Origin of the sequence: Intrasporangium calvum (assembly GCF_028446585.1) — a bacterium.
GTDB classification, from domain to species: Bacteria; Actinomycetota; Actinomycetes; order Actinomycetales; family Dermatophilaceae; genus Intrasporangium; species Intrasporangium calvum_A.
Genome location: NZ_JAPFQL010000009.1, coordinates 1 through 13,480, shown reverse-complemented (window position 1 = coordinate 13,480; position 13,480 = coordinate 1). Strand labels below are relative to the sequence as shown.

Genomic DNA, 13,480 nt, shown 5'->3' with positions numbered 1-13,480 from the left:
CTTCCGTTCTTCTCCCCGGAAGGGGCGGCAGGCGCGGCCACGGTCACCCGACGAGCGAGCAATGCAGGCTTGTCACCGGCAGGCCAGACTCGGTGACTCGGGTCGATACGGGTGGCTGGGGCGAAGCGGCCCCTACCGTGCGGGTTGCAGCAGCGCTCCGTCCAGCCACTGCGTCACGACGACGGGGCTGCCCTGGTCGTCCACGACATAGGTCACGAGAGCCGACCACCCCTCGCTGCCCCTGCGCCACTCGATCACGAGCCCGGCATGAACGGCCTCATCGCCGGTGGCGCTGTACACCCAGCAGTGCCTGGCCCGCCGGGCTTGGCCCGCGGCCTCGGTCTGGGCTTGGCCCGCGGCCTTGGTCTGGGCTCCGGGCCCAGCAACGGGCCGATCCTTCAGGGGCACCCCTCCCCCGGACGGAGGTGTCATGCCGCCAGTCATCCCTCCATGGTGCCACGGACCAGAACACCCGTTCGAACTCACTCTGGACGCCGGCGACACGCGTCCGTCGCGCAACAAGGTCCGCGAGTCGCCCCGTAGGCTTGCCGCAGCGCCGCAACGACACCCCCCTGAGTCCAGCGGCGCATGACCGGCCCTCGTCGCCCCCCGATACGAGGGCCGGTCCCACTTCGCCGGCCTGTGCGAAGGGAACCGGGCCGAGATGCCGCGTAGTGCAGGATGTCGCCGTGCCGATTGAACCCGAGCCCTTCGAGGAGGGCCTGCCCCACCGCTTCTTCACCCTCAAGCAGGTCGCGGCGATGCTTGCCACCAGCGAAGCCCAGGTGTACGCGCTGGTGCGGGCTGGGGACCTGCCCGCCATCAAGATCGGCGGTCGTGGCCAGTGGCGCGTCGAGAACCGGGAGCTCGACCAGTGGATCCAAGCGCAATACCGCAAGACGCGGGTCGGCGACGAGGACGCACTTGACCGAGAGGATGTCAGCGACAGCGATGCCGACCGCGACATCCGGGTTCAGGCGTCGCGTAGAGAGAACTGACGCACACGATCGTCGGGAACCGTGAGCTCCCCCACGACGGGAGTGCCCGCGCGGGCGACCTGCGATGGAGTCGGCGCCGATGGGCTGGCCGAGCGACACACTGGCTGGAACGGCCCCAGTCAACGCTCAAACCCGGGTTGCCGCGACCAGCGCCAACAGTCGTCGGCCCACCAAGATGGCGAACACCGCCCAAGGCAGCAGCGAGGCGAGGGAGAAGACGAGACCCGCAGTCCCGAAGTTCGACGGGACCGCCATCAACACTGCCGCTGCCAACCCCCACACCGCCGCGGACCTGCCGAGCACTCGGCTGCGATACATCAGCAGCGCCAGGACGAGCAGCGTCACCAGATTGAAGAAGTAGTAGACGTCGAACGCCGTGCCCTTCCACGTCGCGAGCATGCCGTCACCGACGGCGAGCAGCGCCTCCCGCCCGGCCGTGCCGGCGGCCGCGTAGGAGTGCGCCAGCTGCAGCATCTCCACCGGGCGGGGCGAGGCCATGTACGCGGCCATCCCGAGCACTCCGAACGCGAGGGCCAGCACCACCGCCGACCGACTCACCCGCCAGAGCACGACAGCGAGCGCGAAGTACAGCAGGTACGCCAGAAGGTTGCTGACCACGTAGAGCACATCCAGCGCGATGAGCCCGAGCAGCGGATTCTGGACCAACAGCTCGAACATCCCCTGCGCCGTGTCGGGCGGCGGCCACACCGTGAAGATCGCCACCTGGACCACGATCATCGCCACACTGGCCAGGGCCGCCCAGGCCCCCGTGAGCACCAGCCCAGACCATTGGCGGACATCCGCCACAAGGGCCTCGGCCGCGCCTTCGGATGCAGTCCCGTTGGGCGCCGACACGACATCATCGTCCTGCTAGGAGCTCCCGCCAGCAGCTTGATGTCGCCAGCATCACCAGCCCGAGCGGCAGATCTCGATGCGTCCGTTTCGCGGCGATGTGGGGCACTACAGCAGGGGTCTTCCCGTCCACTCGGCCATCCGCCCGACAGCTGTCTGGACACGGCGGGTTGAGCCCGGGATGACGCGATAGGTCGCGAGGCCACTGATCTCTATCCGGGTTCCATCGGCGAGAACGATGCCCGGCTGGATCTGCATCAACGGCAGCGTGTGGTGCTCCACCTCGTCGATGATGAAACCGGTGATGTCTTCGGGACACAGCGGCCGCGCGCGGCTGAAGAGCTGCCGGACCCGCAGGCACTGGCCATCTCGAAGGATTCCCATCCGTGCACCGCCCCAGACGAAGGGCAGGCCCAGCACGACGCAAACCGCGCCGATCACCAGGCCGCTGACATAGGTCGGCTGTGTGACGCCGGGTTCCCTCGGCATCGTTAGCATCACGACCCCAAGCATTGAGAACGTCAGGCCGACGAGGACCACCATCGGCGACCACAACGAGCGCACGGACCCACGAAGACAGATGATCACATGGCTCTCCGAACTCGTCTTACGCCAACGTCCGGGAGCGTACAGGCCCGGGCACCCTGACCTCAGAAGCGTCCCGTGAGCACGCCCGGCAGGCGGCGGACAGACTCACGTCGCGCGACCCTGCTGATTGCGGCAAATGAGTACGGATGTGCCGCGCCGCAGTTGCCAGTTGGAGCAAACCACTGTGACACGCTCATCCCGTGCCTCTGCTCCCCAGCCTCGACCGGGCGACCCGTATGTTCTGGCGCTTGCGCGGACAGCCAGTCGATCTCGCGGGTGAGCACCGGTGGCTGCAGGCGCCCATGCACGACGGCTCGACGGTCGGCGACGGCTGGCTTGAGCGAGCTGCGCTCCAGCTCGGTGGCAAGGTAGCGAAAGATCAGTCTGGCGCTGGCCTCCTCGCCGACATGCAGCAACTCGACGGCCCAGAGTTCCAAGCGGCTGCACTCCACCCCAGGATTCGCGATTTCTATGAGCACACCTCGGATTGGCGCATGGAGGTATGGACACAATGGAATCCGCTGTTCCAGCCGGGCGGCGAACTCATCTCACGGCTGTGGGGACGCCGGGTCCAGCAACTGGCGTTGCCAACGCGGCCCCTCGATGTCGCCTACGGGATGGACAGCCGGGTCGAGCTCATCCTTGACGCGAATGGCGAACCCGTTTCGGCCGGCTGGCTACGAACGCTCCGTGCCACAGGCGAATACGTCTACAGCGGCTGCTACTCGACCCGGCTGCTGCCCGGCGAGCCGCAACCAAGCGTGCACGTCGCCTTCCCGCTCGAACACGGCAACGTGCAAGTGTTCTTGAAGCCACGAATTCTGCCCGGGGGCGGTCTTGAACTGAACTCGCCGGCTGGACCCTTCGGAAGCAACGGCGCCTATGTCGTCGTCGACGAGCACGGGACCCATGCTGCGCGCGTACCCATCCACGAGACGTTCAAGGTCTATATCGACGACGAGGGAACCCTGCGAACCGACCACCATCTGAGGCTCTCGTCGGCATCGGTTGTGCGACTGCACTACAAGCTCATCCCGCTCGGCGACTGACGAGCTCCCAGCGGCAGACTCGGGAAAGGGAGGACGCCGACAGGCGGCGTTGTGACGCGGATTCCCAGCCCAGGCTCCGCGGCATGACGAGGAGAGGTATTGCATGCCCGCTCCGTCGGCGTCTCTCTACCCGTCGCCCCACGCAACGACGGCGAGCAGAAGGCCACCAGCGACGTACCAGGGAAGGCCCCGGATGAAGCCGCCCCAAGACACCGGGCGCAGGGTTCCGCCGAGGGGCCCGTTGGGTGCGCCCTTCTCGCGCGCTGAACGAGCAACGTCACGAAACACACCGACGGCCAAGAGGACGAGCGCCACGACCAGAGTCGCGTCCCGAGACGTCATGGCGGCATCCTGCCAGCCATCGCGCAACTCCCGGTACCGGCGCCGTAGTGGAAACTCGGCTTGGTCGACAGGCGGCGGGGTGACGCACTACGGGTTGGGGGTTGCGGTTGCCCATTTGTCCCATGTGGATTGGCCTGTTGCTTCGGCTTCGGTGTCGTCGTAGGGCTGGGGTGTGCGGCCCACTTCGAGGGGGATGCCGAGCTTGGTGACGAGTTTGGTGCCGTGGGTGCTGAGGTGGCCGTCGTGGGTGAGGTCGGGGAACTTTGCCCAGATCGCGGTCGCGAGGGTGGGGGCGTAGCCGTTGCCGCGATGGTTGGTTGGGGTCCAGATCAGTTTGAGTGATGCTGGGCGGCCGATGTCGCCGTCCATGTCGTACTGGGTTTCGCCGACGCAGGCCAGGCAGACGGGTGTGTTGTCTTTGAACAGGACGTACTGGCGATTGTCGTTGGGGCCGTAGTCGCGGACGTCGGGTTCGAGGGTCACGGGTGCTCCTGGGACGGGGTTGGTGAGTTCAGTTTGGCGGGCCGAACGAGGCGGTCTGGTCGGAACGTCTTGGATATGTTCGTCGCCGGCCTTCTTGGCATGGACTGGCCCGCGCCTCACAGCAGGGCGACGTCCGTGGGCGGCATTCGTCTGACTTGCTTCGGGCCGGTACCCCGCTGAAGCTCCCGCCCTTGGAGTCGGCTGGCCGGTGAGAAGTCGCCCACCGGGGAGGAAGATCCCGTCGCCAAAGGCGCCGGCTCACGTAGCGTTGAACCGTGGCCGAAGCGCACGACCCCGCGACCGAGAGCACCAGCTCGACAGGAGAACCTGCCGAGCCGACAGGCACGGCCACCTTCGGCACCCCGCTTGAGCGTCACCAGGAACTGGCCACCCTGATGTGGATGGGCCGCGACACGTTCTTGTCCTCATCAACCACGTTCCACTGGAAGCCGGCGCCAGGTTCCCAGGCGGCCCTGGACCAGGCCGTCCTCGAGAAGTTCGATCCGAATGAGTTTATGGACGGCATCTGGGCCGGCTTTCACCTGGTCTCCGAGGTGGTCGCCACCTACCTCTCCATCGGCGGCGGCCACCTCGCCGCGATGGCCGTGCTGTTCGAGACCGGCGAGGTGCACTTCGCGCCCAAGCCGCTCGCACGTAGCACCATCGAGAACTGTGCCCGAGCGATGTGGGTTCTGGGGAAGCCCAGCGACGCCGCCGAGCAGCGACTGGCGCGCGCGTACCTGGAGGAGCTCCTGAGCTCGGAGATCGCCAAGCGCACCGCTGGGCATCTGGGGGAGAAGACCGACCCCGTCCACCAGGACGCTCAGAAACGGTGGAAGGAGGTCCGCCGCCGCATGATCGCGGCGTACCCCGGAGCCGATGCGACCTCGATCTCCAAGGGTGAGCTCGGTGATCAGGTCCGTCCCGGAGTCGAGGACGGGGTGACGTGGTTCTACGCGCTGCTCCGCGACCACGCGGGCGGGAACCTGAGCGACGACCAGGCCAGCGGCATGTATGACTTCCTGTCCAGCGGTACTCACCCGACGCTGTACCAGGCCCGGCAGATGCGGCACTGGGACGAGGACCACGGTGACCACGTCAGCAGCCTGTTCGTCGTCGACACCGAGTTCCTCGAGCGGCTCTGTACGGCGGCGGTCGTTGCGTACTTCCAAGTGCTGGCGGCGACCTTCAGCTACTTCGGCGCGGATCCGACGCCGGTGGAGAAGTTCGCCGACGCGATCGAGAGGGTCCTCCCGGGGGTCCTGAAGCCGGCCGCTTCAGCGACCTGACCGTCAGCTGCCGTTGGGCAGGTCCGTCCGGTCGGCCTGCATGCTCTGCACTCGGGTGGCGTGAGTTCGGCGCGACGCCTTCCCTGCAACCCTCTGCAAAGAATCGAGTCTGCACGGCTTGGGTGGGTGGCGAGGCGCGGGCCAGACTCGGTTTCGTGAGTAGGCGGAGCGGACGGTCGAGGCCGGCGCGGAAACTGTCCGGGCACGCGCCAGGTGGTGTGACGGCAAGAGGCTGGGCGCGTCGTTGGGTGCCTTGGCCGAGGAGTGCTTGAAGGTTGGCGAGGCGTGGGGGTGGGAGCCGGCGCTCGGGTCGGCGGCCGCGAACGACTGGACCGTCGCGGGTGAGGACTCGCTCGCGTGGATGGGTGGTGCCTTTGGCCACGAAGCGCGGTGACGAGGTGCGCGTGCTCGGCGACACCCATCACTTCATTACTGGCGGTCTCTGGGACGAGTCGGCGCCGTTCATGGTCGCTCTCGATGCCGTGTCAGCGGGCCCCGGGATGCTCGGGCGGGACTTGGCCTAAAGGCGTATCCCTCCCGGTGGGGGCGTGGTCCCCAGCACGATGTGGCTCGATACGCAGGAAACCATGTACGAGCGTGGGCCCGCACTCTGCCGGTCTGATCGAGGTCTGGTCAAAACGCGTCGGCCAAGACCGAGACCCCGTGCGTCACTCTGGGCGGTGTGACGCGCCCTTTTGACGGAACTCCCGGGCGGCCTTCGGGCCTCCGTTCACCGTCGCGAGGGGCTGGGGCATCGGACATATGTGCCCGTGAGGCCACCCGCCCTGTAGGCCTGGGCGTAGTAGAGGACGTCGTTTACGTACCAGTCGGCGTGGTTGTAGGCATAAAGCGCCCGGCGGACTCCGTCGGCGCCGGTTCGGGCTCCGGTGTGGTCGAGGTAGTTTGCGGCGGAGTGGATGCTGTCGGCGTTGTTGGTCATGTCGGCTCGTCGGTCCCCGTCTCCGTCGATGCCGTAGGTGGCCCAGGTGGCGGGCATGAACTGCATGACCCCTCTGGCGCCGGCCGACGAGACGCCGGTGAGGCGGCCGTGGGCGGTCTCTTCCATGCCGATCCCGGCGAGCAGCTGCCAGGGGATCCGGTACTTCCGGCCGGCCTCGATGTAGAGCCGGAGGATGTCGTCGGGGATCGGCTGGGGCGGGTTGTGCAGGGAGTTCCGCCTCGGCTGCCCCGGTGGTGGCAGCGGCGCGGTTGATGCGTCCGACGGAGCCGCCTCGCGTGGTCCCCCCGCCACCGGGCCGGAGGGTCCGACGGCGCGCCCGTCGAGGGGGGCGCCGTGGTCGCGCATGAACGCGATCGGGTCGACGCGTTCGCCGCGTACGGCAACTTCGAAGTGGAGGTGGTTGCCGGTGCTGGCGCCGGTGGAGCCCTCGACGCCCAGCTGCTGCCCGACGGTGACGGTTGCGCCGGCAGCGATGGCGGGGTCGATGGTGGCGAGGTGGGCGTAGCGGGTCTGGATGCCGCCGCCGTGCTGGAGATCGACGACGTTGCCGTAGCCGGTGGTGTCCCAGCCGGCGCGGACGACGCGGCCGGTCGCGACGGCGACGACCGGGCCGGGTCCGGGCTGGGAGGACATGTCCTGCCCGCCGTGGAAGTTCATGCGTTTGAAGACGGGGTGGTAGCGCCAGCCGATGCCGCGCGGCGACAACGTGTAGGCCTGCACGAACGGCGGCCGCCACGAGCCGGTCGCGGGCACCGCTCCCCCGCACGTCCCGGCCGCGGAGGCGGCCGCCGACCCCGCGGCCCCGGCGACCATAAGCGCGACGAGCAGCGGGGGGCACACGACCGCGACGACGAGCGCTGCAACGGCGAGGACCTTGCCCACGAGGACGCCCGGGCTCAGGCGGCGCCGGTGAGGGCGTCATTGGTGAACGCGATCTCCAGCTCTGCGGTATGCAGGACGGTCTGGACCTTGTAGGCCTGTTCTCCGACGCACCAGAGGGCTCGGCCTTTGCCGTGCATGGCCCAGCCGGTGACCAGGTCGCGGGCGATGGGTCCGAGGCCGAGGATGGTCTCGAGCTCGTCGGCGACGGCGGCGTCCTGGCCGTGGAGGATCTTGATGTCGGCCAGGTGCAGCAGGTCCTTGGCGATGGTGACGGCTTGGGAACCGGTGTCGCCGGCGGAGAGCAGGTCCGAGGGTTTGTGAGCGACGGCGAACTGAATGTCGCCGTCGCGGCGGGACATGCGCAGGTCGGCGTCGAAGCTCTTGACGGCCTCGGGCCCGAGCCGCAGCTGCTTCCACGACTCGTCCCGGACGACGATGCGCAGGTCGCCGGGGGCGGCGGTTTCGCGCATGGCGCGCCCCCAGGAGTTGAGGCAGGTCAGGGCGATGCCGACGGCGTCGTCGCCGAGGGGCTCGAGCCGGGACAGGCTCAGGGACTGGATGGGCGCCGCCCAGTCCACGTCGATGGTGGTGTGGTCGTCGAACAGGCCGGCCAGGGCCCCGGTGACGAGCTGGCCGAGGGCGTCGCGCAGTAGCCGGGTGTCGTCGAGGAACTGCTGCCGGGTCGCGTACCGGCATTCGGTGACGAGGGCGTCGGTGGGCGTATCGAGCGCCTGCCACAGCTGGGGGATGGTGACCTCCCGCAGCCAGGTCTGCCCGTGGGCGTAGCCGGTGAGGTCCGCGAGGGCAGTCTTGACGACGACCTCGTCGCAGGGCCCGAACGGCACCCGGTGCTCGCCGATGCGTTGGCTGCCGACCAGGCCGCGGATCAGGGTGAGCCAGCGGGCGAAGACCACCGCGGCCCGGGCCTGCGCAGCGGCGGGGTCGAGGTGCTCCCACCCGTGGCCGAGCGGCCCGAACGCGAGCGGGTTGATCCGGGCGGGCAAGCCGTGGCCGATCGCGAAGGGCTGCACGCCGAGGGCGTGGCAGAGCTTCTCGTACTCGTCCTTCGGGTCGCCCACGACGAGGGTGCGGTAGCCGAAGTCCATCATCCGCAGCACGAACGCCTTGACGGTCGCACTCTTGCCGCGGCCGGGTTTGCCGAACGCGAAGACGTTCGGGTTGGTGACGGGCACGTCGTCGCGCAGCACCCAGCCGAGCGGGTCGGCGTAGAAGCTGCCGCCGGAGAGCTGGTCGATGCCCATCTGCGCGCCGGTCGGCGGCAGCCCGGGCGCGGAGATGAACGGCCACAGGACCGGCGCCTGGTCGGAGGTCATCCGCCACGCCGCCACGGAGGCGGTCGCGGCCGCCCACCCCCGTCCGGTATGCCGTTGACCGCGCCTGGGGGCGTAGCGGAACAATCGCGGGTCGCGCGCGCTGCGGACCGGCTGCGGTGAGACGGGCAGATCGTGGCCGAAGTCGGCGAGCAGCCGGGCTACTCCCCTACCCCGTCGCCCCGCGCCTCGGGACGAGGTCCCGGGGGTCATGCGTCGCCCTTGCGGGTCAGGCTGACCCCGAGCGGGATGCAGCTGGCGGCGAAGCCGACGTCCTGGGCGAGATCCAGCCGCAGCGGGGCGTACCCGGCGCGGCGGACGGCGGCGTCGAGCCGGCGCCCGTACTCGCTGATCCGGGCCGTCTTGGGGACGGTGACGGTGGCGACGGCGTACGGGCGGGTCATGGCGTGGCCCCGGGCGAGCTTGGCGTCCATGCCGCGGGTCCGGTCGGCCTCGGCTCTCGCTTTGGCGCGCTGCTTGACCTTGGCCTTGGCGCGCAGCTCGTCGCCGAGGTCGGCGGCCCACTCGCTGGTCGCCGAGCGCCGGTCCGCGGAGCTCTGCCGCAGGATCGGGTAGGCGACGAGCACGCTGCGCCGTTCGCCGGGCTCGGTCGGGGTCAGCACCGGGGCGAGCGCGCCCATTGCGGCGCCGCGGGCGGGCAGCTTGAGGGTGGCGCTGATGGAGTTCCACGCGTCGTGGCTGTAGTGCCGCAGGATGGGGTCGGCGCCGGACGGGCCGGCCAGCGCCCAGGGCACGTCCGCGTTCACACCCGGGTCGGTCTCGTGGGCGGCGAGGGCCTCGATGATCCCGGCCCGGTCGCCGGGGGCGAAGCCGGTCCGGCAGGCCAGCGCCAGCTCGGGTGAGGTGAGCCAGTGGACGCTGGTCATGGCCATCGCGCCGCGCAGGTGGGCTTCGACCTCGGCCATGAGGCCGTGCAGGACGCGGGCGCGTCCGTCGATGCCGCCGCCGGACTCTCTGGCGTCACGGCTCATCCGGGTCTCGGGGGCGACCAGGGTGATGAAGGCCTCGGTGCGCACCGATGCCGTCGTGAGGCCGGCCTGCAGGTCGTCGTTGACCCGGCGGGCCAGCGCGGGCCCGGGGTTTGAGTGGTGGGGGTGGCGGTGGCGGGCGGTCCACAGGTCGCGTTCGGCGCCGTCCTCGGGGACGGTGCGCACGGTGAAGAGGATCTCGTCGACGAGCTCGGTCCGGGAGGCAAGGTCGAGCAGCTCGGCCAGGCCCGCGCCCTGCCGGGCCCGGTCGCCAGCCTCGGTCAGGCCGATGCCGGGGTGCACGATGGCGGCGGTGACGGCCCAGGTCCGGGCGGCGTGGTCCTGGATGATCGCGACCCGCTCCAGGGCGGGCCCGGTCGGTGGGCCGTCGTGGACCTGGACGCCCTGCAGGACCCCGGGCAGGTCCGGGACGCTCAGGTCGCCCGCGCGTCCGGCGGCGGCGCGGGCGGTGAACCGGGTCCAGCCGGTCAGGCCGCCGATGGTGTGGGCGAGGGTGGCGAGCAGCCAGCCTGTCGCGGAGCGGCCGCGGATCGGGGTGACGGTCACGACGAGGACGAGCACCCACAGGGCGAGGAACGCCAGCGCGGAGCGCCACAGGCCCTGCTGGATGGACCAGAAGACCGGCAGGCTCGCCGCGGCGATGGTGGCGAGCTGCCGCCCGGACAGGCCGAAGAACCAGCCGATCCTGTCGCGGCGGTAGTCGCTGTAGATGACGGCCATGCGCGTTGCTCGCCTTCCTAGACGGGGATGATCGGGGTCGCGGCTGCGGCGCCACCGGCTGCCCCGGCGCCACCGGTCGAGGCGGCTGCCGGTGACGCTGCGGGGGATCCGCCGGCCGGGCCGCTGCTCGGGGCGTCGCCCGCGCCGTGGCCGGTGCGGGCTGCGGCGGGCAGGTCCTGCCCAGTGCCGGTCGGGGATGGCGCGGTGGGTGGTGGAGTTGGCGGGAGCGTGGACGGGGCGGGACCACCCGAGAATCCGCCGGCAGCGTAGGTACCGCCGGCATCGTCGCCGCCGCCATCGGGGCGCCCCGCGCTGCCGGAGTCGGTTCGGCGGCTGGCGGGCATGCCGCCGAAGTCGGGGTGCCAGGACTGGTGCCCGGCGCCGGTCTGGTTGGTGACGTCGGCTCCGATCGCGGCGCCCTTGGCGCCGACGGCCTGCATCAGCCCAAGCCCTTGCGCTGCGAGGCCGCCGACGGGGCCGGCCAGGCCGAGCAGGCCCCGCTCGGCCTGCCCGAACCGGGCACCGGTTGAGGCCTCCCCCGCGCTCTCGGCGTGGGAGCGGCCCTGCCCGTCGGTGCTCGACGCCGCCGACGACGTCGACGCGGCCCCGGCGCCAGGGCGGCCGGCGAGCAGGCCCTGGATCCCGCCCTGCGCGGACAGGCCGGCGCGCAGCGCCGCGCCGGACGGGGTGCCGGGGTCGACGAACGCCAGGAGCTTGAACAGCGCGAGCGGGGAGACGGCGCCGATGAGGATGAGGATCACTCCGGGAAGGGCGGTGCCGACCGCTGACATGGCCTTGTCGGCCAGGCCGTTGGCGACGCCGGTGGTCATCTGCACGCCGAGACCGAGGACCAGGACCATCAGGACCGGGGTGAACGCGGCGGCGTGGAACCAGCGCAGGCTCTTCCAGAACCACGACCGGCCCGCCTCGGAGACAAGCCCGCCCGCGGAGATCGGGGTCGTGGCGACGAGGACCATGAGCGCGCCGGCGCGGGTGAGCATGACGAGCAGGTGCCCGATCGCGGCGAGCCACAGCAGCAGCCCCATCAGGCCAAGGACGGTGGCGACGGTGGCGTCGACGAGGTCACCGACCTGCAGCGGCTTCCACGGCTGCCACGCCGACCAGGACTGCACCGACAGCAGCGTGTCCATCAGCGCCCGGGTCAGTCCCCCGCAGGCGGCGACGACCGCGACCCCGTAGACGATCCACCCGGCCCAGACGATGACGAACTGGCCGGCGCCGACCAGCACGGTCGCCAGCGATTTGCCGTCGCGGCGCAGGGCGGCGACGCCGAGCTGGACCATCGCCATCGTGACCACGAGGGTGGCTGCGATCCAGAACGTCACCCGGTAGACCTGCGCTCCGGGGCCGTCCTCACTCAGGTCCGGGGTGAGGAAGGCGTCCATCAAGTTGAGGACGAGCCGCATCATCCACAGGCCGGCGTTCCAGAGGCCGAGCATCGCGACGGTCCATGCGTCGGCGACGGCCTTGCCGGCCGCGCCAGCCAGGCCAGCGAACAGGTCGATGATCCCGGGTCCCACGGCTCACCCCCGGTCCTCGGCCGCACCCGCGCCGTCAGTGGGGACGGTGGCGGCGGGATCGTGGCTGCCGGGGGCCGCTGCGGGCTCGGCGTCGACCCACGTCTGCCACCCGGCCGCGATCGCCGGCTCGGTGCCCGGCCAGGTCGATGGGGCCGGGGCGGGCGGGTCACCGGGGGCGATCATCCACCGCCCTCCAGCCGTGCCGGTCTGGTCGCCGGTGTCGGGCTGCCATTGCATCCGTTCGCAGTGGCCGTAGCCGATCCGGGCCTCGGACTCGATCACTGCGCGCACCTCGAGCAGCACGCAGGCGAGCACCCAGTCGGGCCCGTCGGTGCCCTTGACCTGCGCCGCGGCCGGGGTGGCCATCACGACGGTGCGCAGGTCCTTCTCCGCGCCCATCCGGGCGGCGCCGAGGAAGGATCGGACGTGGCCGGTCAGCGACCAGTCATCCGCTCCCGTCCCGCCTGGCAGGGCCCAGGCGTCGTGGACGGCGTGCGCGACGGGGATGGACATCGCCTGCAGCACCGTGGTCTCGATCGCGGCCAGCTGGGCGACCGCGCCCTCCGGGGTCCGCGGGAACCCGGACGGCACCATCGCCGGCCCTGCCGTCGTGGCGGGCGGGATGGTGATCGGCTCGGCCAGCTCGGTCGCCGGCGGGGCCGGCTGCGCGTCCGCTGGCGCGGCCGGGGGCATCGGGGCGGCGGCGATCCGGTCCCGCCGCTCGTCGGTCGAGAGCCCGGCGGCGGGTGTGCCAGTGGGGCGTATGCCGCCGGGCTGGCTCACCTGGCTGCCCTCGCCGGGCGCCGGTGTCGTCTGCTCGGCCGGGGTGATCGCGAAGTGGATCGCGTAGCCGAGGCCGGTCAGCATCAGCAGCGCCGCGGTCGTGGCGGCGGCGAGGATGGCGATCAGCTTCCTGCGCCCCCAGCCGGGGTCAGGCTCGAGGGCGGAGGTGGAGGACTGCGCCGCAGTGAGCTGCGTGGCCGATGTCCGGGGCGGCGTCATCAGATGCACCCCTGGCCGGTGATGGCCGCGACCATGCCGGGCAGCACCATGTAGGCGACCGCGGCGAGGAAGACGACCACGACGGCGACGACGCCGGCCTTCGACGCGTGCGGCATCGAGAAGACGCGGCCCGCGACAATGGCGCCGATGCCGACGATGATGCCGACCCCGAAGAGGACGAGGACGCCCCAGAGCACGTATCCGGTGATCTGGTCGGCATACAGCTGGGCGTCGCCGGGGGCTTTGGGGCAGATACGCGCGGCTACGTCGGCGCGCCAAGCTGCCGACACGGTTGTGAAGGTCGTGGTGGTGGCGGTGGTCATGACGGTGTTGATCCCTTCCGGGCAGAGAACGGAGCGGCGGGGCTTGGCAGGTCGGCGGTGGGCATAAGCTCGAGGGCGGTGGCGGCGGCCGCCGCGACGACCGCGGAGG

At 70.8% G+C, this 13,480-nt stretch carries 15 protein-coding genes; 4 read left to right on the top strand and 11 right to left on the bottom strand.

Annotated features, from left to right (window positions below; translation table 11 throughout):
• Positions 1-132: 132 nt before the first annotated feature.
• Entirely contained in the window at positions 133-444 is a 312-nt protein-coding gene (locus tag OO014_RS03465; protein ID WP_272460876.1) for a hypothetical protein, read from the bottom strand.
• 245 nt (positions 445-689) lie between these two features.
• On the opposite strand from OO014_RS03465, the gene OO014_RS03460 reads away from it, so the two are divergent.
• Positions 690-998 (top strand): helix-turn-helix domain-containing protein, encoded by a 309-nt coding sequence (locus tag OO014_RS03460; protein WP_334685027.1) that lies wholly within the window; start codon positions 690-692, stop codon positions 996-998.
• Between the two features lie 126 nt (positions 999-1,124).
• Here the strand turns inward: OO014_RS03460 and OO014_RS03455 are convergent, their stop codons facing one another.
• Entirely contained in the window at positions 1,125-1,853 is a 729-nt protein-coding gene (locus tag OO014_RS03455) for a DUF4386 family protein (protein WP_272460875.1), read from the bottom strand.
• Between the two features lie 105 nt (positions 1,854-1,958).
• Positions 1,959-2,393, bottom strand: coding sequence for a hypothetical protein (locus OO014_RS03450; protein ID WP_272460874.1), 435 nt, complete (start codon positions 2,391-2,393; stop codon positions 1,959-1,961).
• 245 nt (positions 2,394-2,638) lie between these two features.
• On the opposite strand from OO014_RS03450, the gene OO014_RS03445 reads away from it, so the two are divergent.
• Complete coding sequence (locus OO014_RS03445; RefSeq protein ID WP_272460873.1) at positions 2,639-3,487, top strand: hypothetical protein; 849 nt, start codon at positions 2,639-2,641, stop codon at positions 3,485-3,487.
• 126 nt (positions 3,488-3,613) lie between these two features.
• Here the strand turns inward: OO014_RS03445 and OO014_RS03440 are convergent, their stop codons facing one another.
• On the bottom strand, positions 3,614-3,829 hold the full coding sequence (locus tag OO014_RS03440; RefSeq protein WP_272460872.1) for a hypothetical protein: 216 nt from the start codon (positions 3,827-3,829) through the stop codon (positions 3,614-3,616).
• Between the two features lie 87 nt (positions 3,830-3,916).
• Complete coding sequence (locus OO014_RS03435) at positions 3,917-4,312, bottom strand: hypothetical protein (RefSeq protein WP_272460871.1); 396 nt, start codon at positions 4,310-4,312, stop codon at positions 3,917-3,919.
• Positions 4,313-4,587: 275 nt separating this feature from the next.
• Here OO014_RS03435 and OO014_RS03430 point away from each other — a divergent pair, with 275 nt between their 5' ends.
• A complete protein-coding gene (locus OO014_RS03430) occupies positions 4,588-5,601 on the top strand; it encodes a hypothetical protein (protein ID WP_272460870.1) in 1,014 nt (337 codons plus the stop codon).
• Between the two features lie 374 nt (positions 5,602-5,975).
• Positions 5,976-6,125: a hypothetical protein gene (locus tag OO014_RS03425; RefSeq protein WP_272460869.1), complete on the top strand. Its 150-nt coding sequence runs from the start codon at positions 5,976-5,978 to the stop codon at positions 6,123-6,125.
• A 206-nt stretch (positions 6,126-6,331) separates the two neighbouring features.
• Here the strand turns inward: OO014_RS03425 and OO014_RS03420 are convergent, their stop codons facing one another.
• From OO014_RS03420 to OO014_RS03395, 6 genes are read right to left on the bottom strand one after another with little or no spacing between them, the layout of a single operon-like run.
• Positions 6,332-7,444, bottom strand: a complete 1,113-nt coding sequence (locus OO014_RS03420; RefSeq protein WP_272460868.1) for a peptidoglycan DD-metalloendopeptidase family protein — start codon at positions 7,442-7,444, stop codon at positions 6,332-6,334.
• A 14-nt stretch (positions 7,445-7,458) separates the two neighbouring features.
• On the bottom strand, positions 7,459-8,988 hold the full coding sequence (locus tag OO014_RS03415) for an ATP-binding protein (protein ID WP_272460867.1): 1,530 nt from the start codon (positions 8,986-8,988) through the stop codon (positions 7,459-7,461).
• A complete protein-coding gene (locus OO014_RS03410; protein WP_272460866.1) occupies positions 8,985-10,505 on the bottom strand; it encodes an SCO6880 family protein in 1,521 nt (506 codons plus the stop codon). Before OO014_RS03410 ends, OO014_RS03415 begins: the two co-directional genes overlap by 4 nt.
• A 17-nt stretch (positions 10,506-10,522) precedes the next feature.
• The gene (locus OO014_RS03405; protein WP_272460865.1) at positions 10,523-12,046 is read right to left on the bottom strand and encodes a hypothetical protein; all 1,524 of its coding nucleotides are present in this window, start codon (positions 12,044-12,046) and stop codon (positions 10,523-10,525) included.
• Positions 12,047-12,049: 3 nt separating this feature from the next.
• On the bottom strand, positions 12,050-13,048 hold the full coding sequence (locus OO014_RS03400) for a hypothetical protein (protein ID WP_272460864.1): 999 nt from the start codon (positions 13,046-13,048) through the stop codon (positions 12,050-12,052).
• The gene (locus tag OO014_RS03395; protein WP_272460863.1) at positions 13,048-13,371 is read right to left on the bottom strand and encodes a hypothetical protein; all 324 of its coding nucleotides are present in this window, start codon (positions 13,369-13,371) and stop codon (positions 13,048-13,050) included. The genes OO014_RS03400 and OO014_RS03395 overlap by 1 nt, the downstream gene beginning before the upstream one ends.
• Positions 13,372-13,480: the final 109 nt, after the last annotated feature.

Excerpts from the sequence above, each read along its gene's own strand:
- OO014_RS03465 (WP_272460876.1), bottom strand. The coding sequence starts at position 444 with ATGACTGGCGGCATGACACCTCCGTCCGGGGGAGGGGTGCCCCTGAAG.
- OO014_RS03400 (WP_272460864.1), bottom strand. The coding sequence starts at position 13,048 with ATGACGCCGCCCCGGACATCGGCCACGCAGCTCACTGCGGCGCAGTCC.
- OO014_RS03450 (WP_272460874.1), bottom strand. The coding sequence starts at position 2,393 with ATGGTGGTCCTCGTCGGCCTGACGTTCTCAATGCTTGGGGTCGTGATG.
- OO014_RS03440 (WP_272460872.1), bottom strand. The coding sequence starts at position 3,829 with ATGACGTCTCGGGACGCGACTCTGGTCGTGGCGCTCGTCCTCTTGGCC.
- OO014_RS03395 (WP_272460863.1), bottom strand. The coding sequence starts at position 13,371 with ATGACCACCGCCACCACCACGACCTTCACAACCGTGTCGGCAGCTTGG.
- OO014_RS03410 (WP_272460866.1), bottom strand. The coding sequence starts at position 10,505 with ATGGCCGTCATCTACAGCGACTACCGCCGCGACAGGATCGGCTGGTTC.
- OO014_RS03415 (WP_272460867.1), bottom strand. The coding sequence starts at position 8,988 with ATGACCCCCGGGACCTCGTCCCGAGGCGCGGGGCGACGGGGTAGGGGA.